This is a genomic window from Thermocrispum sp., from assembly GCF_002919275.1.
Lineage (GTDB): Bacteria > Actinomycetota > Actinomycetes > Mycobacteriales > Pseudonocardiaceae > Thermocrispum > Thermocrispum agreste.
Genome location: NZ_PKFA01000055.1, coordinates 89,128 through 110,609, shown reverse-complemented (window position 1 = coordinate 110,609; position 21,482 = coordinate 89,128). Strand labels below are relative to the sequence as shown.

At 69.9% G+C, this 21,482-nt stretch carries 18 protein-coding genes; 9 read left to right on the top strand and 9 right to left on the bottom strand.

Features of this window, described 5'->3' with window-relative positions; all coding sequences use genetic code 11:
• Window positions 1–159: 159 nt before the first annotated feature.
• Both CXP56_RS13925 and CXP56_RS13920 read left to right on the top strand, forming a co-directional pair.
• Entirely contained in the window at window positions 160–1,797 is a 1,638-nt protein-coding gene (locus CXP56_RS13925; protein ID WP_286901382.1) for an AMP-binding protein, read from the top strand.
• 119 nt (window positions 1,798–1,916) lie between these two features.
• Window positions 1,917–2,660, top strand: a complete 744-nt coding sequence (locus CXP56_RS13920) for an MBL fold metallo-hydrolase (protein WP_286901381.1) — start codon at window positions 1,917–1,919, stop codon at window positions 2,658–2,660.
• A gap of 39 nt (window positions 2,661–2,699) precedes the next feature.
• On the opposite strand, the gene CXP56_RS13915 is transcribed toward CXP56_RS13920, so the two are convergent.
• Genes CXP56_RS13915 through CXP56_RS13895 form a run of 5 tightly spaced genes read right to left on the bottom strand, consistent with a single transcriptional unit; the run spans window position 2,700 to window position 7,827 of the window.
• Window positions 2,700–3,503: a hypothetical protein gene (locus CXP56_RS13915; RefSeq protein WP_286901380.1), complete on the bottom strand. Its 804-nt coding sequence runs from the start codon at window positions 3,501–3,503 to the stop codon at window positions 2,700–2,702.
• A gap of 50 nt (window positions 3,504–3,553) precedes the next feature.
• Window positions 3,554–4,294, bottom strand: a complete 741-nt coding sequence (locus CXP56_RS13910) for a GntR family transcriptional regulator (RefSeq protein ID WP_028848620.1) — start codon at window positions 4,292–4,294, stop codon at window positions 3,554–3,556.
• Between the two features lie 9 nt (window positions 4,295–4,303).
• Window positions 4,304–5,449 (bottom strand): acyl-CoA dehydrogenase family protein, encoded by a 1,146-nt coding sequence (locus CXP56_RS13905; RefSeq protein ID WP_028848621.1) that lies wholly within the window; start codon window positions 5,447–5,449, stop codon window positions 4,304–4,306.
• 9 nt (window positions 5,450–5,458) lie between these two features.
• Entirely contained in the window at window positions 5,459–6,640 is a 1,182-nt protein-coding gene (locus CXP56_RS13900) for a CaiB/BaiF CoA transferase family protein (RefSeq protein WP_028848622.1), read from the bottom strand.
• Window positions 6,637–7,827, bottom strand: a complete 1,191-nt coding sequence (locus CXP56_RS13895) for an MmgE/PrpD family protein (RefSeq protein ID WP_028848623.1) — start codon at window positions 7,825–7,827, stop codon at window positions 6,637–6,639. The genes CXP56_RS13900 and CXP56_RS13895 overlap by 4 nt, the downstream gene beginning before the upstream one ends.
• Before the next feature lie 113 nt (window positions 7,828–7,940).
• On the opposite strand from CXP56_RS13895, the gene CXP56_RS13890 reads away from it, so the two are divergent.
• Together CXP56_RS13890 and CXP56_RS13885 are read left to right on the top strand one after the other, a co-directional pair.
• The gene (locus CXP56_RS13890; RefSeq protein WP_028848624.1) at window positions 7,941–8,921 is read left to right on the top strand and encodes a MaoC family dehydratase; all 981 of its coding nucleotides are present in this window, start codon (window positions 7,941–7,943) and stop codon (window positions 8,919–8,921) included.
• On the top strand, window positions 8,918–9,703 hold the full coding sequence (locus CXP56_RS13885; protein WP_028848625.1) for an HpcH/HpaI aldolase/citrate lyase family protein: 786 nt from the start codon (window positions 8,918–8,920) through the stop codon (window positions 9,701–9,703). Before CXP56_RS13890 ends, CXP56_RS13885 begins: the two co-directional genes overlap by 4 nt.
• A 387-nt stretch (window positions 9,704–10,090) precedes the next feature.
• Here CXP56_RS13885 and CXP56_RS13880 read toward each other — a convergent pair whose 3' ends face one another.
• The 3 genes from CXP56_RS13880 to CXP56_RS13870 form a co-directional block, all read right to left on the bottom strand.
• Window positions 10,091–11,929, bottom strand: a complete 1,839-nt coding sequence (locus CXP56_RS13880; protein ID WP_286901377.1) for an Hsp70 family protein — start codon at window positions 11,927–11,929, stop codon at window positions 10,091–10,093.
• Window positions 11,930–12,728: 799 nt separating this feature from the next.
• Complete coding sequence (locus CXP56_RS13875; protein WP_028848627.1) at window positions 12,729–13,916, bottom strand: beta-1,3-glucanase family protein; 1,188 nt, start codon at window positions 13,914–13,916, stop codon at window positions 12,729–12,731.
• 247 nt (window positions 13,917–14,163) lie between these two features.
• Window positions 14,164–15,360, bottom strand: a complete 1,197-nt coding sequence (locus tag CXP56_RS13870; RefSeq protein ID WP_038045491.1) for a beta-1,3-glucanase family protein — start codon at window positions 15,358–15,360, stop codon at window positions 14,164–14,166.
• A gap of 196 nt (window positions 15,361–15,556) precedes the next feature.
• Between CXP56_RS13870 and CXP56_RS13865 the strand changes: the two genes are divergently transcribed.
• Entirely contained in the window at window positions 15,557–17,107 is a 1,551-nt protein-coding gene (locus tag CXP56_RS13865; RefSeq protein ID WP_028848628.1) for an alpha/beta hydrolase, read from the top strand.
• 623 nt (window positions 17,108–17,730) lie between these two features.
• The gene (locus tag CXP56_RS13860; RefSeq protein WP_028848629.1) at window positions 17,731–18,630 is read left to right on the top strand and encodes an alpha/beta hydrolase; all 900 of its coding nucleotides are present in this window, start codon (window positions 17,731–17,733) and stop codon (window positions 18,628–18,630) included.
• Between the two features lie 74 nt (window positions 18,631–18,704).
• Here the strand turns inward: CXP56_RS13860 and CXP56_RS13855 are convergent, their stop codons facing one another.
• Window positions 18,705–19,631 (bottom strand): LysR family transcriptional regulator, encoded by a 927-nt coding sequence (locus CXP56_RS13855; RefSeq protein ID WP_028848630.1) that lies wholly within the window; start codon window positions 19,629–19,631, stop codon window positions 18,705–18,707.
• 72 nt (window positions 19,632–19,703) lie between these two features.
• On the opposite strand from CXP56_RS13855, the gene CXP56_RS13850 reads away from it, so the two are divergent.
• From CXP56_RS13850 to ectA, 3 genes are all read left to right on the top strand, one after another.
• Window positions 19,704–19,889 carry a hypothetical protein gene (locus tag CXP56_RS13850; RefSeq protein ID WP_038045494.1) on the top strand — a complete coding sequence of 62 codons (186 nt, stop codon included), beginning with the start codon at window positions 19,704–19,706 and terminating at the stop codon, window positions 19,887–19,889.
• 96 nt (window positions 19,890–19,985) lie between these two features.
• On the top strand, window positions 19,986–20,768 hold the full coding sequence (locus CXP56_RS13845; protein WP_286901376.1) for a hypothetical protein: 783 nt from the start codon (window positions 19,986–19,988) through the stop codon (window positions 20,766–20,768).
• Window positions 20,769–20,917: 149 nt separating this feature from the next.
• On the top strand, window positions 20,918–21,454 hold the full coding sequence (ectA, locus tag CXP56_RS13840) for a diaminobutyrate acetyltransferase (protein WP_286901374.1): 537 nt from the start codon (window positions 20,918–20,920) through the stop codon (window positions 21,452–21,454).
• Window positions 21,455–21,482 lie beyond the last annotated feature (28 nt).

The window sequence follows — 21,482 nt, the reverse complement described above, 5'->3', positions numbered from 1 at the left end:
CGGCACTCGCATGGTGGTGGGGGCAGTGCCCGGCAAACGGTGCGCGTCGTTCGCCCGAGTGCGTGGCCCGGCCAGGTGCGTCATTCGCAACGGTATTCAGTTCGCCGCTCACCGGTGCCAGACTCGGGGCACCCGCAGCGACGCGTGAGGAGGAAGCCAATGGCGGTCCCTGCCCAGCTCAGCTACAGCTCCGGAACCTCCGACGTTCCCCTGCTCGGCGACACCATCGGCGAGAACCTGGATCGCACCGTCGCCACGTTCCCCGACCGGGAGGCGATGGTCGACTGCGCATCGGGGCGGCGCTGGACCTATCGGGAATTCGCCGACGACGTGAACGTGGTGGCCCTCGGGCTGGCCGCGCGCGGCATCGGCAAAGGCGACCGGGTGGGCATCTGGTCACCGAACCGGGCGGAGTGGACCCTGGTGCAGTACGCCACCGCGAAGCTCGGCGCGATCCTGGTCAACATCAACCCCGCCTACCGGGTGCACGAGCTCACCTACGTACTCAATCAGGCGGGCATCAAGATGCTGATCTCGGCGCAGTCGTTCAAGACGTCCGACTACGCCGCGATGATCGGCGAAGCGCGCCCCGACTGCCCCAAGCTGACCGACGTGGTCCTGTTCGACTCCCAGGACTGGGACGACCTGCTCGCCACGGGCAAGGCGGGCGACCCTTCGACGCTGGACCAGATCAAGCTGTCCGCCGACGACCCGATCAACATCCAGTACACGTCGGGCACGACCGGCTTCCCGAAGGGTGCCACGCTCAGCCACCACAACATCCTCAACAACGGCTTCTTCGTGGGCGAGCTGTGCTCGTACACCGAGCAGGACCGGATCTGCATCCCGGTGCCCTTCTACCACTGCTTCGGCATGGTCATGGGCAACCTGGCGGCGACCAGCCACGGCGCCTGCATGGTCATCCCGGCGCCCGGATTCGACCCGACGGCCACGCTGAAGGCGGTGGCCGCCGAGAAGTGCACGTCGCTGTACGGGGTGCCGACCATGTTCATCGCGGAGCTGGCCGACCCCACGTTCGAGGAGCACGACCTGTCCAGCCTGCGCACCGGCATCATGGCGGGCTCGCCGTGCCCGGTGGAGGTGATGAAGCAGGTCATCGAGCGGATGGGCATGACCGAGGTGACCATCTGCTACGGGATGACGGAGACCTCGCCGGTGTCCACCCAGACCCGCAAGGACGACTCGCTGGATCGCCGGGTGTCCACGGTCGGCCGGGTGCACCCGCACCTGGAGGTGAAGATCATCGACCCGGAGACCGGCCTGACCGTGCCCCGCGGCCAGCCGGGCGAGCTGTGCACCCGCGGCTACTCGGTGATGCTCGGGTACTGGGAGCAGCCGGACAAGACCGCAGAGGCGATCGACTCGGCGCGCTGGATGCACACCGGTGACCTCGCGGTGATGGACGAGGACGGGTACGTGCAGATCACCGGCCGGATCAAGGACATGGTGATCCGCGGTGGCGAGAACATCTACCCGCGCGAGATCGAGGAGTTCCTCTACACCCACCCGGACATCCAGGACGTCCAGGTGATCGGCGTCCCGGACGAGAAGTACGGCGAAGAGCTGATGGCGTGGGTGATCCTGCGCGAAGGGGCGGAGGAACTGACCGCGGAGAAGCTGCGCGAGTTCTGCCAGGGCAAGCTGGCCCACTACAAGATCCCGCGCTACGTGCACGTCGTCGACCAGTTCCCGATGACGGTCACCGGGAAGGTGCGCAAGGTCGAGATGCGCGAGATGGCCGTGCAGATTCTGGGCCTGGACCAGGACAAGAACTAGCCGCCGGATCACCAGGACTGCGACGGGTGCCGCCGCGGCAACCAGGCCGCGGCGGCGTTGGCCGTGCTCGGCGAAGTGAAGTGGCCGGGGGCTGGACAGGGTGACTAGGCTGCGCGATCGTGCGGCTGACGGTGCTGGGTGGGACGGGCGCATGGCCCGGTCCCGGTCAGGCATGCAGCGGCTACCTGGTCGAGCATGCCGGCTACCGCTTGCTGCTCGACCCCGGCTACGCCACGTTCCCGCAGCTGCAGCGGTGGGCGAAGGCCGAGGACGTCGACGCCGTTTACGTCTCGCACGGTCATCCGGATCATTGCGCGGACCTGAACCCGCTGCTGCGCGCCCGGGTCTTGCGTGACGACCCGGTGCCACCGCTGCCGCTGTATGCACCGCGCGGGGCTTTGGACGTGGTGCTGGCATTGGATCGCCCGGGCATGCTCGATCCCGGCTACGTTCGCCATGACTTCGAGCCGGGCGAGTCGCTGACGATCGGTCCGTTCCGGGCCCGCACGTGGCTGTTGCCGCACTCGAAGCCGAACGCCGGCGTGCGGCTGGAAGCCGACGGCGTGGTGCTGGCTTTCACCGGCGACACCGGGCCGAGCCCGCACTTGGCCACCCTGGCCCGAGACGCGGACGTGTTGATCATCGACTCCAGCTACGCGGAGGAAGTGCCCGAAGACACGCGCGGCACGCTGCTCAGCGCCCGCCAGGCGGGGGAGCTCGCCGCGATCGCCGACGTGCGGCGGGTGGTGCTGACCCACCTGATGCCGGAAGTCGACGACATGGAAGCGCTGCAGGCAGCGTCCGCAAGCTTCGCCGGACCGATCGACGTGGCCACGATCGGCCTGCGTGTCACTGTCCCTTGACCCCTCGGCTTTCGCCGGGGTGCAGTGATCACTGGCGGATCACTGGCGGCGGAGGAACGTGACGAGCAGGGACCCGCCGAGGTCGTTGGCCGCCGCGCATTCGGCCAGCGCCTGGGCCACCCAGCCCAAGGTCACCGGCTCCCAGGAGACCAGGGTGCCGTGCAGGGCAATCGTCGTGGTTGCCGGGCCGTCCCAGAACGTGTCGTCGAACGGCGGGGTGGGCGCCGCGCTCGGAGCGGCTGTCGTCGGTGACGTCAGCACCGGCTGGTCCAGGTGCAGGAAGTCCGCGACGGCCGCGTTCAGGGCTTCGCGTGACCCGGCCCGGCCGATCGAGACCTGGACCTCGGCAGACACCCGTGCCTCGGGCGGCACCGCCTCGAACCAGCCCACCGTTCGCATCGCCGGGACCGCGTGCCGCGAGCGCGTGCCCAGGCACTGCACCGGAAGAAGGAGCAGGACTTCGGCGGCAGGCGGCCCGCCCAGTCGAGCATTGACGGTGCCTGTGCACTGCAGGAAGGGCTGAACAGGCAGCGGCCGGCTCGCCGGGACCTGGCTGATCCCCACCTGAAACCACGCGCACAGACGCTTGTCACCGCCGGAGCGTGGACCGCCCGCGTCGTTCATGCTCCACAACCCACGGTGGTCGTCGTCGCTCAGCCACCCCATCGCCGCCGAGTACGCGACGAAGAGCGAGAAGTGGTCCTGCTGACCTTCCGGAACAGGGCCCACCTCGACGGGGCTGTCCGCGTACAAGGCCGCGAAAAGCGTGCCGGTCGGGATGTCGGCCGGGACCGGCGTGGCCGGGTCGTCCCGGTAGCGCTCCGGCATGCGGTCCGAGCTCATGCGAGCCAGGGTGACACAACATGGGCGGCGACCACGGCCGGGCGAGCGTGTCACGCCGAACTGCGTCGCAGCCGTACCCGATACGAGTAGTGCTCCGGGTGGAAGTAGCTCACCGCCAGCTCCACCGGGACGCCCTCGGTGTCCAGGTACATCCGGTCGACGCGCAGCAGCGGTTCGTTCGGCGAACAACCCAGCTGCTCACTGACCGTGTCGGACGCCGCCACGGCGGTGATGCTCTGCTCCGCCTCGGCGATCGGCCGCGTGGCGTGCTTGTCGATCAGGCCGATGACGGTGGCGTCACTGACCGCTCCGGTCTCCCGCAGTTCCGGCAGGTCGGCGAGCCGTTCACCGATGTCCGGCGGCAGCCACACCGTGGTCAGGCAGAACGGCTCGTCCTGGTGGACGCGCCGGAAGGACGTCCGGTACACCGCGTCGGTGCTCAGCCGCAGCCTGCCGGCGGCTTCCACGTCCACCAGCCGACGGAGCGGGGAGAGCACGACGAGTTCGGTGTCCTCCGACAGGGCCAGCAGGTCCTCCACCGAGCCGAACTGCCGCAAGTACTCGCCGCTGCGCTTGGCGACGTAGGTGCCGCGGCCGGGGATCCGGCGCACCAGGCCCTCGGACACCAGGTCGTGGAACGCGCGCCGGACCGTCTGGCGGCTCACCTTGTGCTTGGCGGCCAGTTCGGCCTCGGTGGGCAGTCGCGTGTCACCGTCGTAGCGGCCGCGCAGGATGTCCTCGCGCAGGGCGCGGGACAGGCGGGCGTAGGCCGCTTCTGGGCGGGCGGTCATGACCCGACTCTATGGCAGGCCGCGCGCCATGAGTTGTTCGGCGATCACCGTGCGCTGGATTTCGTTGGTGCCTTCCCCGACGATCATCAGCGGCGCGTCGCGGAAGTACCGTTCGACGTCGAACTCGGTCGAGTACCCGTACCCGCCGTGGATGCGCACCGCGTTGAGCGCGATCTGCATCGCCACCTCGGAGGCGAACAACTTGGCCATGCCGGCTTCCATGTCGCAGCGTTGGCCGGTGTCGTGCCGCTGCGCGGCGAACATGACCAGCTGACGGGCCGCGGTGTACTGGGTGGCCATGTCGGCCAGGTAGTTGCCGATCGTCTGGTGCTTCCAGATGGGCTTGCCGAACGTTTCCCGTTCCTGGGCGTAGCGCATCGCATCGTCCAACGCGGCGCGCGCCACGCCCAGCGCCCGGGAAGCCACCTGGATCCGGCCGGTCTCCAGGCCGTTCATCATCTGACCGAAGCCCTTGCCCTCCACGCCGCCGAGCACCGCGTCGACGGGCGCCCGGTAGTCGTCGAAGTGCAGCTCGCAGCTCTCCACACCCTTGTAGCCGAGCTTGGGCAGGTCGCGGGAGACGGTCAGCCCCGGGCCGTGTTCGACCAGCAGGATGCTGATGCCGCGGTAGCGCGGGGTGGCCTCCGGGTCGGTCTTGCACAGCAGCGCGATGAGCTTGGACCGGCGCGCGTTGGAGATCCAGGTCTTGGCGCCGTTGATCACGTAGTGGTCGCCGTCCCGCCGCGCCACCGTGGTCATCGCTTGCAGGTCGGAGCCGCCCCCGGGTTCGGTCAGCGCCATGGTGGCGCGCAGCTCGCCGGTGGCCATCCTGGGCAGGTAGCGCTGCTTCTGCTCCTCGGTGCCGTACCGCGCGATCAGCTTGGACACCACGCTGTGCCCGCCCATCGCCCCTGCCAGGCTCATCCACCCCCTGGCCAGCTGTTCGGTGATCGCCGCGAAGCACGGGGTGGACACCGCCACCTCCCCGTACGGCGGGGGCACCATCAGCCCGAAGATGCCGAGCTGCTTCATCTGCTCGATCAGCTCTTCCGGGTAGGTGTTGCTGTGCTCCAGCTCGCGTGCCACCGGTCTGACGTCCCGGTCGACGAACTCCCGGACGGTGTCGACGATGAACTGCTCTTCCTCGTTCAGCATGGTGTCCTCTCACACGGTGTTGGCGGCACGCAAAGCGGCGATGTCGTCGTCGGTGCGGCCGAGTTCACGGAGGATGGCTTCGGTGTGCTCGCCCAGTGCCGGCACCGGGCCGAAGACGGGCTCCACGCCCGCGATGTCTGCGGGAGGTTTCAGCGCGGCCAGCTCACCGCCCGGGCTCGGCACGGTGCGCCATCGATCGCGCGCGGCCAGCACCGGGTGCTCGATGAAGTCCTGCATGGAGTTGACCCGGCCGTTGGCCACCCGCGCTTCGTCCAGCCTGTGCAGCGCGGTCTCGGTGTCCAGCGTGTCGAACTTCCGCTGGATGATCGCGTTCAACTCGTCGCGGTTGGCCACCCGCGCCGAACCGGTGGCGAACTTGGGGTCTTCGGCGATGTTCGGGTCCTCGAGCAGGATGCGGCACAACGCCACCCACTCACGCTGGTTCTGCACGGCCAGCACCACGACGTCGCCGTCCTTGGTGGTGTAGGGGCCGTAGGGGGCGATGGTGGCGTGCTGGGCGCCGACCCGTTTCGGCGCGGAGCCGCCGTAGCGGGTGTAGTAGACCGGCTGTCCCATCCACTCGCCGAGCGCTTCGAACAGCGAGATCTCCACGGTCGAGCCCTCGCCGGTGGTGGCCCGGCGGAACAACGCCGCGAGGATCCCCGAGTACGCGTACATGCCCGCGGCGATGTCCGCCACCGAGATGCCCGCCTTGGCCATGTCGTCCGCGGTGCCGGTGAGGGACACCAGGCCGGTCTCGCATTGCACCAGCAGGTCGTAGGCCTTGCGGCTGGCCCACGGCCCGGTGGTCCCGTAGCCGGAGATGGTGCAGTGCACCAGGCGCGGGTGCTTGGCGCGGAGCCTGGCCGCGCTGACACCCAGCCGGTCGGCCACTCCCGGCCCGAGGTTGTGCACCACGACGTCCGCGCGGGCGACGAGGTCGTCCAGGATCGCCGCGCCCTCCGGCTGTTTGACGTCGAGGGTGATCGATTCCTTGGAGCGATTGAGCCAGACGAAGTAGCTGGACTGGCCCAGCGCGGTCTGGTCGTAGTGCCTGGCGAAATCGCCGCCGTCCGGCCGCTCGACCTTGATCACCCGGGCACCGAGATCGGCGAGCTGCCGGGTGGCGTAGGGGGCGGCGACGGCCTGCTCCAGGGTCACGACGGTGATTCCGGCGAGTGGTGGTGTCATGACGCCCTCCCGGGCAGCCTGGCCGCGAGCAGTCCGGCGGCCTGCTGCCAGTCCACGGTGGATACTTCGCTGGCTCCGCAGGCGGCCAGCTTCTCGGCGAACTCCAGCTCCGTCGGCGGGCGCTGCGGCGCGCCGGGCGGCAGGGCCAGCGAGGCGTGCCTGCTCGAGCCGTCACGCAGCTGGACGTCCACCTCGAACGTGCCGTGCAGCAGGCCTTCCCCGCCTGGCTCGGTCCGCACGTCGACCAGTTCGACCAGGCGGCGTGCTTCCGGTCGGCGCACCGCGTCGTCGGTGAAGCTGGCGAAGCCGGGGAAGGGATCCAGCAAGGCCGCCGCGAGCGCGTACTCGAGGCTGAACTTGCCCTGCAGGCCGGTCTGCGGCCGGTGGTGGTGCAGCGGCTGGACCGCCGAAGCCGGGGTGCGCACGACGATCCCGACGACATCGGCGGCCACGACGTCCGGCATCTGCTCACGCAGCGCCGCGATCGGGCGCTGCAAGGCGTAGCAGCACGGGAAGATCTTGATCGCCAACCCGCACGGCACCGCGGGCCCGGACACCTCGACCTGTCCTCCCGCGCCGACCAGCCGAAGCCACTGGTCCAGCGCAGCCGGATCGGCGGTGGCTCCGGCGGCGGCGAGTTTCGCCGCGCGCACGCCCGCATCCGCGGCCAGGCCGACCTGCAATGCCTTGCCGTCCGAGCCGAACGCGGCTTGCACGCCCCCGGCTTGCGGTACGGCCAGCGCGATGGCGTGCGCGAGTTGCTCCTCCGACAGTCCCAACGCGACGCCTGCCGCGACCGCGGCAGCCGGTGCGCCTGCGGTGCACGTGACATGCCACCCGGCGGCGTAGTGCTGCCAGCCCAGCGCGGTGCCGAGGCGGGCCATGACCCCGGCCCCGGCGAGGTAGGCCCGTTCGTCGCCGCCGACGGCAAGCGTTGCGGGCACGCACACGACGCTGATGTGCGCCGTCGACGCAAGGTGCAGATCGTCGAAGTCGAGCACGTGCCCGACGGCGGCCCAGCGCGCCGCCGCGGGCAAGTCGCTGGTGAGGTCGGTCATCCGGGAATCGACAGCGGCGAGCGTCACCGCCACCGTGTCGTGCAGGGCCCGGCGGGCCAGGTCCCGATCCGTTGCGGTGGGCCGATACCCGCTCGCCCACGCCGCCAGCTGCTCGGCGGTTGTCGTCATCGGCGCTCCCTGTGGTGCCGCAGCACGTTGCTCGTGACGCGAGTGGAGTGAAATGTACGGCCAATATCTCGTGGCATTGCCTCTGGTGTCAAGCCTGTTCTAGGGTTGTCGGCATGAAATGGCCGGATAAAGCAGAAGGGCCGTGGTTCGACGAGCTCACCGTCGGTCAGAAGTTCACCGGCGCGCCAGGAGTGACGCTCACCGAAGGTCATGCGGCGGTTCACCAGGCGATCGTGGGCGACCGGCTGCGCCTGCCGCTGGACCATGCGCTGTGCGCGGACGTGACCGGTAACGGTGCGCCGCTGGCGCACCCGGCGCTGGTGTGGGACGTCGCGATCGGGCAGTCGACCCTGGTGACGCATCACGTGCGGGCCAACCTGTTCTACCGGGGGCTGGCGTTCCGGCGGTATCCCGTGATCGGGGACACGCTGCGCACGGTCACCGAAGTGGTCGGCTTGCGGGAGAACAGCCGGCGGCCGGGGCGAAAGCCGACCGGCATGGCTGCGCTGCGCATCACCACGGTGGATCAGCACGATCGACCGGTGCTGGACTTCTGGCGGTGCGCGATGCTGCCGCTGCGCGACCCCGAGCGGGAGACCGGGCATCGCGACGACTTCTCCGACCTGGGCAACGTCCCGCGGCCAGCCCCGCCGGTGGACGGGTGGCGGCTGGCCGAGTTCCGGGACCGGGTGCCCGGCGAGCACTTCGCCGACATGGCCGTCGGCCGGAAGTGGCGGGTGGAGGGGGCGGACGTCGTCTCCAGCGCGCCCGAGCTGGCCCGGTTGACGCTGAACATCGCCCGTGCCCACCACGACGCGGAGGCCGCAGGCGGTAGGCGGCTGGTGTACGGTGGCCACACCATCGGTCTGGCGCTCAGCCACGTCAGCCGCGCGCTGCCGAACATCGTCACGGTCACCGCGTGGGAGGGCTGTGACCACCTGGCACCGGTGCACGAGAACGACTCGTTGACCAGCGAGCTGGAGGTCACCGGAGTGCACGCGTTGCCCGACGGCGGTGGGCTGGTCGACCTGCGGGTGGTCACGAGCGCCGCCGAGCCCGTGCTGGACTGGCGCTTCACGGTGGTGATGGCATGACCGACCTGGCAGGCGCCCGCACCCTGCTGTTCGTCCCCGGTGATCGCCCGGACCGGTTCGGCAAGGCGGCCGCCAGCGGCGCCGACGCCGTGGTGCTCGACCTGGAGGACGCCGTCGCGCCGGAACGTAAGGCGGCCGCGCGGGAGCATGTGGCCCGCTGGCTGGCCGACGGCAACCGCGCGGTCGTGCGGATCAACGCGGCCGGGACGCCGTGGCACGACGACGACGTCGCGGCGGTCCGCGACCTGGCCACGGCGCTGATGGTGCCCAAGGCCGAGCGGGCAGCGGACTTGCCGCCGGGCGAGCTGATTCCGCTGGTGGAGACGGCCGCGGGGATCACCAACGCGCGCGAGATCTGCGCCGCTCCCGGGGTGATCCGCGCGGCTTTCGGCAGCGTCGACCTGGCCGCGGAACTGGGGGTCGATCCGGGTTCGTACTACGCGCTGCTGCACGCCAGGTCGGCGTTGGTGCTGGCGGCGGCCGCGGCCGGGTGCGCGCCGCCGTTGGACGGGGTGACCACGTCGCTGGACGAGGTTGGGCTGCTGCGCGCGGACACCGTGCACGCGGTGGAGCTCGGCTTCACCGGGAAGCTGTGCATCCATCCGCGGCAGATCGAGCACGTGCATGCCGCGCTGCGGCCGTCGGATGCCGAGCTCGACTGGGCTCGGCGGGTGGTGGCCGCCGCCAACGGCGGGGTGAGTGTGGTGGACGGGCAGATGATCGACCGGCCGGTCGTGCTGCGCGCCCAAAGGCTGCTCAGCCGCGGAGGCGCAGCGCGCTGATCGTCACGGGCAGCCCGGTCCTGTCGGCGCTCGAGCCGGTGCTCGGGCCTGCGCCCGGTTCGACGCGGCCGCTGGCCGAGCTCGGCTGAGCTGGTCGCGGGGCATCGGTCCGACGTCGGGTCGACGCTGTCGCGTCGGTGTTGCTGTGTCGGTGTTCGGACCACGACCCTCGGGTTGATGCGGTCGTGTACTGGTTGGGGATTGGCTCGGTTCCAATGACGGGTGTCGCGTCGTGTTGGTGTCGGTGGTCGGGCCGGTGTCGGGTGTGGTGCGGTCGCGTGGGTCAGTTGTGCTGGTTGGGGGATCGGCTCGGTTCCGGTGACGGGCGTCGTGTCGGCGCCGATGTCGGTGTCGGGCCGGTGTTCGGGTTGATGCGGTCGCGTGGGGTCAGCTGAGCTGATCGCACGGCACCGGTTCCACCTCCGCGACGTCGGTGGACCAGTAGATGTTGGAGAACGACGCGGCGAACGTGCCTTCGGACAGCACTAGCCACGGTGTGTCGATGGCTTCCGGACGCCACAGCGTGCCCGCGTTCTCGGCGAAACAGCGCAGCGGCACCGCGACCGTCACGGTCTGATTCACCGGCAGGCGCTTGAACAGGTCGGAGACGGGGACGCCTGCAAAGCACGGGTGCTCGCACTGCACCTGCAGAGTCGTCTCGTCCGTGGGCGGGGTGCGCACCAGCACGTCGAACACCATGGCCGCGTCGGAGTGGGCGAAGAAGTCGTCCATCGGCTGTGGCTCGCCGCTTTGCAGGTAGACCTGGCCTTTGCCGGTCCAGGTCACGTTGAGCCTGCCGAGCCCGTCGATGCTCGCGGCGACCGTGTCGGTGCTGTTGCCCTTCGACCCGATCGGCACCCCTGCCCAGTAGTTCGCCACCGAGCCGAGGTACCCACGCCACGGGGGCCGGATGGAGCCGTCGGTGAACAGGTCCGCCCGGTGGCTGTCGTCCTCCGGGTGGGCCTGCTGGGCAGGTGGTGGTGGGGACGGCAGCAGCGCGATGGTGAGCAGGACGGCGACGACCACGGCGATGCACGCGCTCACGGTGACCGCCAGCCACGGCACGCGAGAGCCGGCGTCGGCGGCAGCGGGTGGGGTCGTTTCCGCAGTGGCCGTCGGTGAGGGCGGCGGTACCGGCGTGGCCTGGCCAGCTGCGCCCGGAGCCGGGGGAGCGGCGGGCGCGGCGAGTACCCGGCTGGCGGCCGGGCGGATGACCTCGCTCGGCTGGTGGCGCTGCGCCAGGTGGGCGGCGCCCAGCGCGACCGTGTGCTTGGGGTGCATCGCGGTGCGCACCGGCTTGCCGAACTCCTGGGCAAGTTGCTGCGCGACAAGCGGAATGCGGGACGAGCCGCCTGCCAGCACGATGGCGTCGAGCTGCTCCGGCTTGAGCTCGGCGGAGGCCGCGGCCCGGTGCACCGCTTCGACGGTCAGCGCGATGCTGGGCTTGATCAGCTCGTTGAACTCGAGCCGGGAGATCGACACCTCGCGCGCACCGTCCGGCAACGGCACGGACACCGTCACGTCCGGTTCGATGGACAGGTCCTCCTTGGCCTTGACGACCAGCGCGCGGATCTTCTCGTGCAGCCCGGCCTGTTCGTCGTCGGTGCGGTCGAGCCGGGAGATGGCGCCGTCCACGCGCTTGTCGACCTCGGCGAGCAGCGTCTCGTCGAAATCGACACCACCCATGTGCTCGATGCCTTCCGGGGTGCCGAGGATCTCCGCGCCGCCGTCTTTGACCCGCAGGATCGTGGTGTCGAACGTGCCGCCGCCCAGGTCGTAGACCGCGATGACGTCGCCGTCGGAGAGCTGGCGTTCCCGGCAGTAGTGGGTGGCCGCGGCTTCCGGTTCGGTGATCAGCCGGTAGTTGGTAATCCCGGCCAGCCGGGGCACCTCGGTGAACTGCTCCCGTCGGTACGGGCCCCAGATCGCCGGATGGGTCAGCACCACGGTGGCGGGCGGGCCGCCGTGAATCCGCTCGACCTCGGCCAGGATGTCGCGCAGCTGGGCGGCCATCAGCGCGGCCGCCGAGTACGGCTGCCCGCCCAGGATGATCGGGCTCGGCTCACCGAGCCGGCGTTTGAACTCGGTGGCCCTGCGCTTCGGATCCGTGCCGTCCAGCGCTGCGGCGCCGGTGACCAGCTTCGATTCGGCGGTCAGGTAGGCGATCGAGGGCGTGACGACGTCCGGCGGGAGATACACCGTGCGCACGCCGCTCGGGCTCGCCACGGCGGCGGCGCAGAACGACGTCCCAAGATCAACGCCTAGCCCGTACCACACCACTCCACCCCTTGCGACTCTGGACGAGCCGATGTCAGCTAGGTCACCGTACCTGACCGGCCCACCGCCACCACGCCACTGTCCGTGTTGTAACCGGTCCTTCACCGTGCGCGCCGACACCGAGGTAGATGCGACGGAACGTGGCCGTCGGCTGGTGCCTGCCCACCGTGTGGAGGTCGGAGCCGGAAGATGCCGCCGTACCCGGCCCGGCGGCGACGTCGTTCATCGATTCCTGTGCGCGCGACTTGCGGCCACGGTGGGAGCAGCCGTCGTGCGTGCCGACAGCGGATACGACAGCGGACGACAGGGTCGCGATGTGGTCGTTGTCCGAGCCGACGATGGTGTTCGAACCGCCGGTCGGTGGTTGCGGTTGGGGGTGTGTCGAGGTGGGCGGTGGGCCGGTCGACGGTTGCCGCTGGGCGTGCGCCGAGGTTTCCGACGGTGAGTCGCCGGTGCTCGATGCTTGGGCGTGCCCGGCGAACCCGCGGTCGGAAGAGTCGCTGCCGTGCATGCCGCGCACACGGCACGTGCACCACGAGCTTGACCGATGCAAGGCTGGCTCCTAGGCGCACGGCCACTTCCCGCTCGCCGGACAGCTCATCCCCGCCTTCTCGCCCACGCACACACCACCCCTCGACCGCACCTTGTGAGCGCACGGCCGCTCGGCATCTTGTCCCACCGCAGAAGCGACGGGGCGGCCGCGTGCCGCAGCCGCCCCGTCACCGGTTTGCGAGGACACCAACCGCGATCACTCGAACGGCGTCAAGGTGATCGCGGCGCTTTGCGGGGTGGGGTGGTGGACCAGGGTGTCCTGCGCCATCACATCGTCGAACGGGAAGCCGTACGCCCGCCCGTCGGCCATGTTCTCGTGGACCATCCGCGAGTAGTGGTTGGTCCGCTCGACGTGGTAGAAGGTGTCCGGTTGCTGCGCGCCGTACTGCTGCACCTCGGTCGTGTGCAGGGTGCCGCGCTGCAGGGACGCGCACAGCGTGCGGGCGATCGGACCGATGACCGCGTCGTTCGGGGCGAACAGCCTGCCGTGGCAGCCCCACACATCGGCCGAGGTCGGCTTCTCGAACGTCGCCACCGGCTGGCCGTTGGCGTCGCGGAACGTCATCGTCGCGCCGTCGCTGCGGCCGTAGAACGCCACGTCGGGCTGGTCGGCGAACGGCTTCACCACCAGGTCACGGTCGATGTAGGTGTTCCACACCTGGTCGATGTACGGCTGCAGGTAGTTCGGGTCCATCAGCCCGTGCTCGGTGGCCTTGATCGGGGACAGCACCCGCACCACCGTGCCGTCGGCGCGGGTCACGACGGTGTTCTCGAATCCGGGCGTGTTGCGCACGGCCTCGATGACCGCGTTCCGCCCGCCCGGCTTGAGTTCACCGCGCGTGATGGTCTGCCCGTCCGGCGCGGTCACCGACACCGAATGCGGCACCGCGAACATGTCCACCTGGGTGGTGTTCATCCAGATGCCGCTGTCGTCGTAGTTGAACTCGGCGAAGTCGAACAGGATGTCGTGGCTCGGGTCGCCGGGCGCCCACGGCGCGGGGTGCACCAGGCCGTCGGGAGTCAGGCTGAACGGCAGCTTGTCCCCGAAGGACATGTAGATCCGGCCGGAGACGTGCTTGGGCAGCTGGAGGGTCGTGGACTGGCCGAGCGCGGGGCCGGGAATGGAGATGTCGGGGGCGGGGACCGGCGGGACCGCGCCGCCCTGCCACGGGACGAAGTCGCCCGCCTGGGTGACGTAACCTTGCTGGCCGTTCTGCTGGCCCACCACGTAGAGGTGCACCTGCTCCGGACGACCGCTGTTGTTGACGACGGTCAGGGGCAGCTTGTCCGGTGCGGCGCTTTGCGCGGTCGCCGTCGGCAGGACAGCGGCCGCGGTGGCAGCTATCGCAGCGAGCGCGCCGAACACTTTCGTTCGAACTCGCATGTCGACTCCTTGGGCGGAAGAGCGCACAGTCTGTGGGTGTCGACTGCACTCGCTGTGCGGTCCGTCACGCAACGCCGGCCGGTGAAGATCTGCCCGGTCTTCCCGTCACGGTGCACTTAGGCGCAAGGCGTTCTTTCCGCTTCCGCCCCGGCCGCGCCGGAAGATCGACTACTCCGTGCCGCGGCACGGTACCGGAATACGACAGCCCGCGGGGCACGCGGCCCCGCGGGCTGGTGAAGGGAAGGAATCAGCTGAACGGCGTGAGCGTGATGGCGGCCGACTGCGGGTTGCCGTCGTGCACCAGCGACTCCTGCGCCATCACGTCGTCGAACGGGAAGCCGTACGCCCGCCCGTCGACCATGTTCTCGTGGATCAGCCGCGAGTAGTGGTTGGTGCGCTCCACCCGGTAGAAGTCGGTCGCCGGGTTGCCGCCCGGCTGCACGTCGATCGAGTGCAGCGTGCCGCGGTGCAGCGCCGCGCACAGGGTGCGGGCGATCGGCCCGATCACCTGATCGTTCGGCGCGTGCAGCCTGCCGTGGCAGCCCCACACGTCGCTCGAGGTCGGCTTCTCGAACGTGGCGACCTGCGCGCCACTGGTGTCGGTGAACACCATGGTCGATCCGTAGGTGCGGCCGGTGAACCGGACGTCCGGCCGATCGCCGAACGGCACCACCGTCAGGTCCCTGCCGGTGTAGGTGTTCCACGCCTGATCGATGTACGGCTGCAGGTAGCCGGGGTCGAGCCTGCCCACCTCGGCCGCCTTGCCCGGCGCCAGTGCCCGCAGCATCGTCCCGTCGCCGCGGGTCACCACGGTGTTCTCCCAGCCGGGTGTGCTGCGCAGGCCGTTGATCACCGCGGTACGGCCACCGGGTTTGAGCTCACCGCGGGTGATGGTCTGACCGTTGGCGCCGGTGACCGAGACGGAGTGCGGCACGGCGAACATGTCGACCTGCGTGCTGTTCAGCCACAGGCCCGCGTCGTTGTAGGTGAACTCGGTGAAGTCGAACAGGATGTCGTGGTTGGGATCGCTCGGGTTCCACGGCGCAGGCTGCACCAGGCCGTCCGGGGTCAGGAAGAACCGGATCTTCTCGCCGAACGACATGTAGATCCGGCCGGAGATGTTCTTCGGGACGTACAGGGTCGTCGACTGGCCCGCGGCAGGCCCCGGGATGGACACGTCCGGTGCGGGCGACGGCGGGATCGATCCCGGTGGCCATGCCGAGAAGTCACCGGCTTGATTGACGTAACCGAGCCTGCCGTCCCGGACGCCCGTGACGTAGAGGTGGACCGGCTCGGATCGGCCGCTGTTGTTGGTGACGGTGATCGGCAGCTTGTCCGGTGCGGCGTTCTGCGCGGACGCCGCGGGCAGGACCGCGACCGTGGTCGCCGCGATCCCGGCGGCCACTCCGGCGAGCGCGCCGAACACCTTCGTTCGTACTCGCATGTCGACTCCTTGAAGTGCAGGGGTGCCTGTCAGTGTGGGTCGACAACGGGTCCTGTGTGGCGCCGATCACGCTCGGGCGGCGAGAGTCTGCCCCAGCCGTCCTCGCCGTCGTGCACTTCCGCGCATCCTCACCGTCCTTGTGATCGTTACTCTCGCGTACTCGATCGACACGGAGCGAGGTGGCTTCATGGGGAGCGTGCGCAGAGTCGGGTCCGCGGTGCTGGCCGTACTGGCCGGGATGTCACTGGGGGTGGTGGCCGCACCCGCGGCGTCGGCGGAAACCGAGGTGACCGAAGGCTGCATCGAAAGCGTTCCGGATCCAGGCACGAGCAAACCGGTCTCGATCTGCTACACGCTCTACAAGCCGCCGGGTGCCAGCGCGGACAACCCGGTGCCGATGATCCTGGAAGGCCACGGCTGGGGCGGCAGCAGGAAGACCGACCCGTCGGCGTCGTTCGGCGGGCTGATCGACGCCGGGTTCGGGGTGCTCAGCTTCGACCAGCGCGGCTTCGGCGACAGCGGCGGCAAGGCCCACCTGATGCGTCCGGACGTCGAGGGGGAGGACGTGCAACGGCTGATCGACTTCGTCGCCGAGCAGCCGTGGGTGGCCAAGGACGCACCCGGTGACCCGGTGCTGGGTGCCATCGGCGGCTCGTACGGCGGCGGCTACCAGTACGTCGGAGCGCTCAGCGAGGTGATGAAGACCGGCACCACCCGGTTCGACGCGCTCGCGCCGGAGATCACCTGGTACAGCCTGAGCGAAAGCCTCGCACCGCAAGGCGTTGCTAGGACGGAGTGGGCGTTGCTGCTCTACCTGGCCGGCCTGCCGTCGGACGCGCACACCACGACGGTGACGACGGCGCTGCTCGAGGCGCTGGTGACGGGCAACATCCCGGTGTCGCTGGAGAAGTTCCTCGAGCGCAACGGCCCGGCCTGGCATGTCGCCCAGGGCCGCAAGCTGGACGTTCCGGTGCTCATCCGGCAAGGGATCACCGACAACCTGTTCCCACTGGATCAGGCGCTGAAGACCTACGACAAGCTGCTGACCCCGCAGGCGCGGGAGCGCAGCCTGCTGATCGGCTACAACGGTGGCCACACGCTGCCGAGTGTCGTGCCGCCGGGGACGAACGACGCGTTGAAGGCACTGGCGGGCGGGCTGACCGAGTCCGACCCGTGCTCGCAGGAACTCGGTGGGTCGTTCAACCAGCTGCGGTTGGCGTTCTTCAAGCGTGAGCTGCTGGGTGAGGACGTCAGCATCCCCGGGCTCGGCCAGTACCACCTGGCCACCGCGGGCGGCCGGTGCCAGACGGTGACCAGCACGGAGGCGAACACGACGATCGAGCTGGGCAAGACCGCGAACCTGGTGGGTGTCGGCCTGCCGGTGGCCGTGCCGATCACCTCGGGCCCGATCACCGTGGCCGGGACGCCGACGCTGGACGCCAAGGTCACCTCGCTGGCGCTGGACGGCAGGATGTTCCTGGCGCTGGCGGTGGGCAGCAGCCCGCTGAACGCCAAGATCGTGCAGAACAACATGCTGCCGCTGCGGGAGCCGGGCCTGGTGGTGGACAAGCCGCGGCGGGACATCGAGCTGCCGTCGGTGGCCATCGACGTGCCCGCGGGCCAGACGCTGTACCTGCTGGTCACGCCGATCTCCGACATGTCGTTCGGGCACGGCAGCCGGGTGCCGGGCGCCATGGTGCTGAAGAACATGAAGGTCCACCTGCCGGTGGTCGGAACGCAGAGCTGACGCCCCGGGCGCCGGGCTCGCCGACGGCGGGCCCGGCACCGGTCGCTCGGCAGCGAGCGGAGGACGGCCGTCCAGGCTGCGGGGCGAGCTCGGTTGGCCGCCCGGGCTGCGGGTGAGCTGGGTTGGTTGACGTGGCTGCCTGCCGGGGCGTTGTGCGTCGGTTGGTGGCTGGTGTGTGTGCCGGTGGGTTTGGGTGGGCTGGCTGGTGGCGGCTGCGGATGTCGCCGGGCCGTCGGTGGCTCGCACCCCGGCCGGTGTGCGAGTCGGTCGGTCCCGGTCATCCGGGGCGTCTACTCGGGCGTCGTATGTGCCTGCCGGGCCTCGGCGGGGCAGATGGTGTCGGTAGCCGGTGTGCGGCGGAGCGCTGGGACGGGAAGGTCACATGGCGATGTTCTCCCGGCGTCGGGGTCGGCACGTCGGCAGCGAACCTGTCTAGGCCGGGTCCCGCATGCGGCCGAGGTCGGCCGGTGCGGCACCCGTCCGACGTAACCTCGCTTGCCGTCGTCGTACCGGCCGTGATCGGGAATACTCCGTGCGACGCGTGCCGGGCGAACCCGCATGACCGTATCCTCCGTGGTAGGGAAACCGACCGGTCGGGTCGCCGGGATGTTTCGGGAGGTGGCATGGCAGAGCAATTCGCGCGCGGTGTCAACAACGGAATCGACCTCTGTTACGAGACCTTCGGTGACCCGAGTGACGAGCCGCTGCTGCTGATCATCGGGCTCGGCTCTCCCATGACGTGGTGGGACGCCGAGTTCTGCGACATGCTCGCCGACCGCGGCTTCTACGTGGTGCGGTTCGACAACCGGGACAGCGGCCGCTCGACCTGGCTGGACGAACCGGCCGACCTGCTGCGCGCCCTGCTGCTGCGGCAGTCCCCGTACCGGCTGGAGGACATGGCCAAGGACACCGTCGGCCTGCTCGACCACCTCGGCATCTCGCAGGCACACCTGGTCGGGGCCTCGATGGGTGGGATGATCGCCCAGCTGATGGCGCTCGACTACCGCTCCCGGGTGCGGTCGCTCACCTCGATCATGTCGAACACCGGCAGCAGGCTGGTCGGTCGCCCGTCCCTGACGGGGTGGCGCACGCTGCTCAAGCCGGCGCCGCAGACCCGTGAGGGATTCATCGAGCATCAGGTGCGGGTGGCCCACAGGCTGCCCTCCCCGTGCTACCCGGTGGACGAAGAGCGGGTGCGCCGCCGCGCGGTGGAGACGTACGAGCGGGGGCTGAACCCGGCGGGCCGGGCACGGCAGTTCGCCGCGATCCTCGCCGCGACCGACCGGACGTCGCGGCTGCGTACGCTCCGCCTGCCCACCACCGTCATCCACGGCACCGACGACCACGTGATCGACGTGAGTGGCGGCCTGGCCACCGCGCGAGCCATCTCCGGCGCGGAGCTGCACGTCATCAACGGCCTGGGTCACGAGCTGCCGCCGGCGCTGTGGGCGCGGTACGTGCAGTACATCGAGCACACGGTGGAGCGCGCTATGGTCGCGACCGCCGAGCACAGCGCGCGCTGACCGGCCTACGCTCCGGCGCGCTACGAAAGCGAGCCTCCCGTGGTGCAGGCGTGTGCCTGCGCCGTGGCAAGTACCTAGCTGGCCGCGGCCAGCGTCCCGCGTTTTTCGACGACTTCGCGCAGGGCCTGCAGCGCCTGCTGAATCTGCGGGCTGTTCCTGCTGCCGCGCCGCACGCACGTCATGATCTGCCTGGTCGGCAGCGGCTCGACGGTCAGCGGCAGGCGCCGCAGTTGGAAGCTCGCGGGGAGTTCGGCGAGCCGGGGAATCAGCGAGATGCCGAGCCCGTGGGCCACCAGTGCCGCCACCGCGCTCCAGTCGGTGGCGAAGTGCGCCACGTGCGGCGTGAACCCAGCGACCGCGCAGGCGACCATGGCCCGGTCGTGGTGATCGCACGTGCCGGGCACCGGCAGGATCCACGGTTCGCATCCGGCGTCGGCCAGCGCGAGCCTCTTCTTCCCGGTCAGCGGGTGATCGGCAGGCACGAGCAGATCCAACGGCTCGGACATCATCGGCTGCTGGTCGAAGCGCGGGTCGTCCGGCGCCGGGCCGTTGTCGGTCGGGGTCAACAGCAGCAGATCCGTCTCGTCGGCCAGCAGCAGCTTGAAGCCTTCCTCGGACTCGCACTCGCGCACGGTCACCCGCAGCCCAGGGTTGCGCTCCTGCAGCAGCACGGCCGCCGGGGCGAGCAGCGCCATCGCGGTGGGAAAGCCGCTCAGCCGCAGGATCCCGGCCGCACCCGCGCGATACGCCTGCAGTGCCGCCCTGGCTTCCTCCCAGCGCGCCAGCAGTTCGTCGGCGTGCTCGACCAGCACCAGCGCGGCCGGGGTGAGCCGCACTCCGCGCCCTTGCGGCTCGAGCAGGGGGACCTCGAGCTCCCGGGACAGCTCGCGGATCTGGTGCGACACCGCCGAGGGGGTCAGATGGAGCGCGGCCGCCGCGGCGGTGACCGTGCCGTGCTGGTGCACGGCCCGCAGGACCTGCAGCCGACGAAGGTCAATCATGAAGAGAGATTAGACAGTATTGCAAAGAAACATGCAATGGACTTCAACAGTGGACGGCTCCAGAATGGAGGTATGAGCACCGCGACCTTGCCTTCCGGCACGACCGAGACCAGGACCGGCTACACCGTCGTTTCCCGACACAACACCAGTACCGGCGAGGTGATCTACGCGCGTTGTGACGCGTGCGGGAAGCTGCGGATGCTCAGCGCCGCCGCGGTGGCCGGAAGCCACGCGCCGACGTGCCCGTTCTGCGACTGAGATCCGCCGGGATCACGCAAAGCTTCCTCCTCGACGCCTCCAGCGCCGTATCGTCGGACCATCGGCGACGCGGCGCTTTTCGTTTGGGGGTGGCACGTGACCGCGCAGGTCGTCCGCGAGCGTGAAGTCCGTGCGCACGCACTTCTCGGGTTCGCATTCGTCGGCGTCCCGGTGGTGGTGAGTGCCTACTGCCTTGTCGTCGATGCGTTGCTGGTCGATCGGCCGTTGGGCGGTGCCCGGGCCGCCTACGCCGGCTGGGTGGTCGCGGCGCTGGGCGTGCTGCTGTGGATCGTCCTTCGCCGGCGGCCCGGCCGGTGGCCGGTCTTCGCCCGCGTCGTGGTGGTGGCCACCACGCTGGCGCTGGTGATCTCGGTACTGGTCAGCAGCGTCGGTGCGGAGCGGAGTTTGCCGCTGGTGCTTGCCGCGGTGGTGCCGGTGCCTTTCATCGTGGTCGGCGTTCCCGCCTTGGCGGCACGCGCCGCCCGCAGGCTGACCATGCCGCTCGTGCCGGACATGGCCGACAGCGCTTACGAGTGGGCGATCCCGGTGCGGGGCATGCGCCGGGTGGCGCTGACGGTCGGCACCACGTCGCTCGAAGTGCGCAAGGACGCTTCGTTCCTGCTCGAGCTGCTCGACCTCGACAGTTCTCGCGCCACCAAGTACCCGTTGTCGGCGGTGAGTTGGGTGTGGGACGCCTCGATCAGCGGAACGGCGCCCGCCAACCTGCCCAGGGCCATCCGCGGTGAGATCGACGAAGTCTCCGGGCCCGCCGTCGGGCTCCGCGTCTACGGGCACGACTGGGTGCTGCCGGTCGAGTCGGCCGACGCCGTCGTGGCGCTCCTGCGTCGCCGGATCGGCCTCGACGAGCCCGGTTCCTGACCGGCCGCTCTCGGTGGGCCGCCGGGTGCGAAAGGTTGGGATGGTCACAGTCGTTCACCAACCTGCGGATCGTCTGCGCAGGTGAGGCGGGTGATTACGGTCAGTAGCCCTGGACTCACCGGGAAGATCTGGTTACGTTGGGAACCCTTATGTCGGGGAACAGCACCACCTCCGCCGACGGTGGCCATGCCGCCGCCGGCGAATTAGTCATCGACAATGTCCGGAAGTCCGACGGGGCGGCGCTGTGGCGGATGGCCCGCGATTCCGGCAAGCTCGACCTCAATTCCTCCTACGCGTACCTGTTGTGGGCGCACGATTTCGCCGACACGTCGGTGATCGCGCGCCTCGACGGGGAGCCGGTCGGATTCGTCATCGGATACCGCAAGCAGCGCGCCAAGGACACCGTGGTCGTCTGGCAGGTCGCGGTGGACGCGAGGGCGCGCGGCCGTGGCGTGGCGGGCAGGCTGCTCGACCGGTTGGTCACGCCGTTGGTCGCGGACGGGGTCCGCTACCTGGAGACCACGATCACGCCGGACAACGAGGCCTCCATTGCGCTGTTCGCCGCATTCGCCAGGCGCTGGGACGCGCAGGTCGGCAGAAGCCCGCTGTTCGCCGCGGAGGATTTCCCGGACGAGCACGAGCCCGAGGACCTGTACCGGATCGGACCCCTGCGTATCCGGCGCTGATTCCGGCTATTCATGCACGACGAACCCG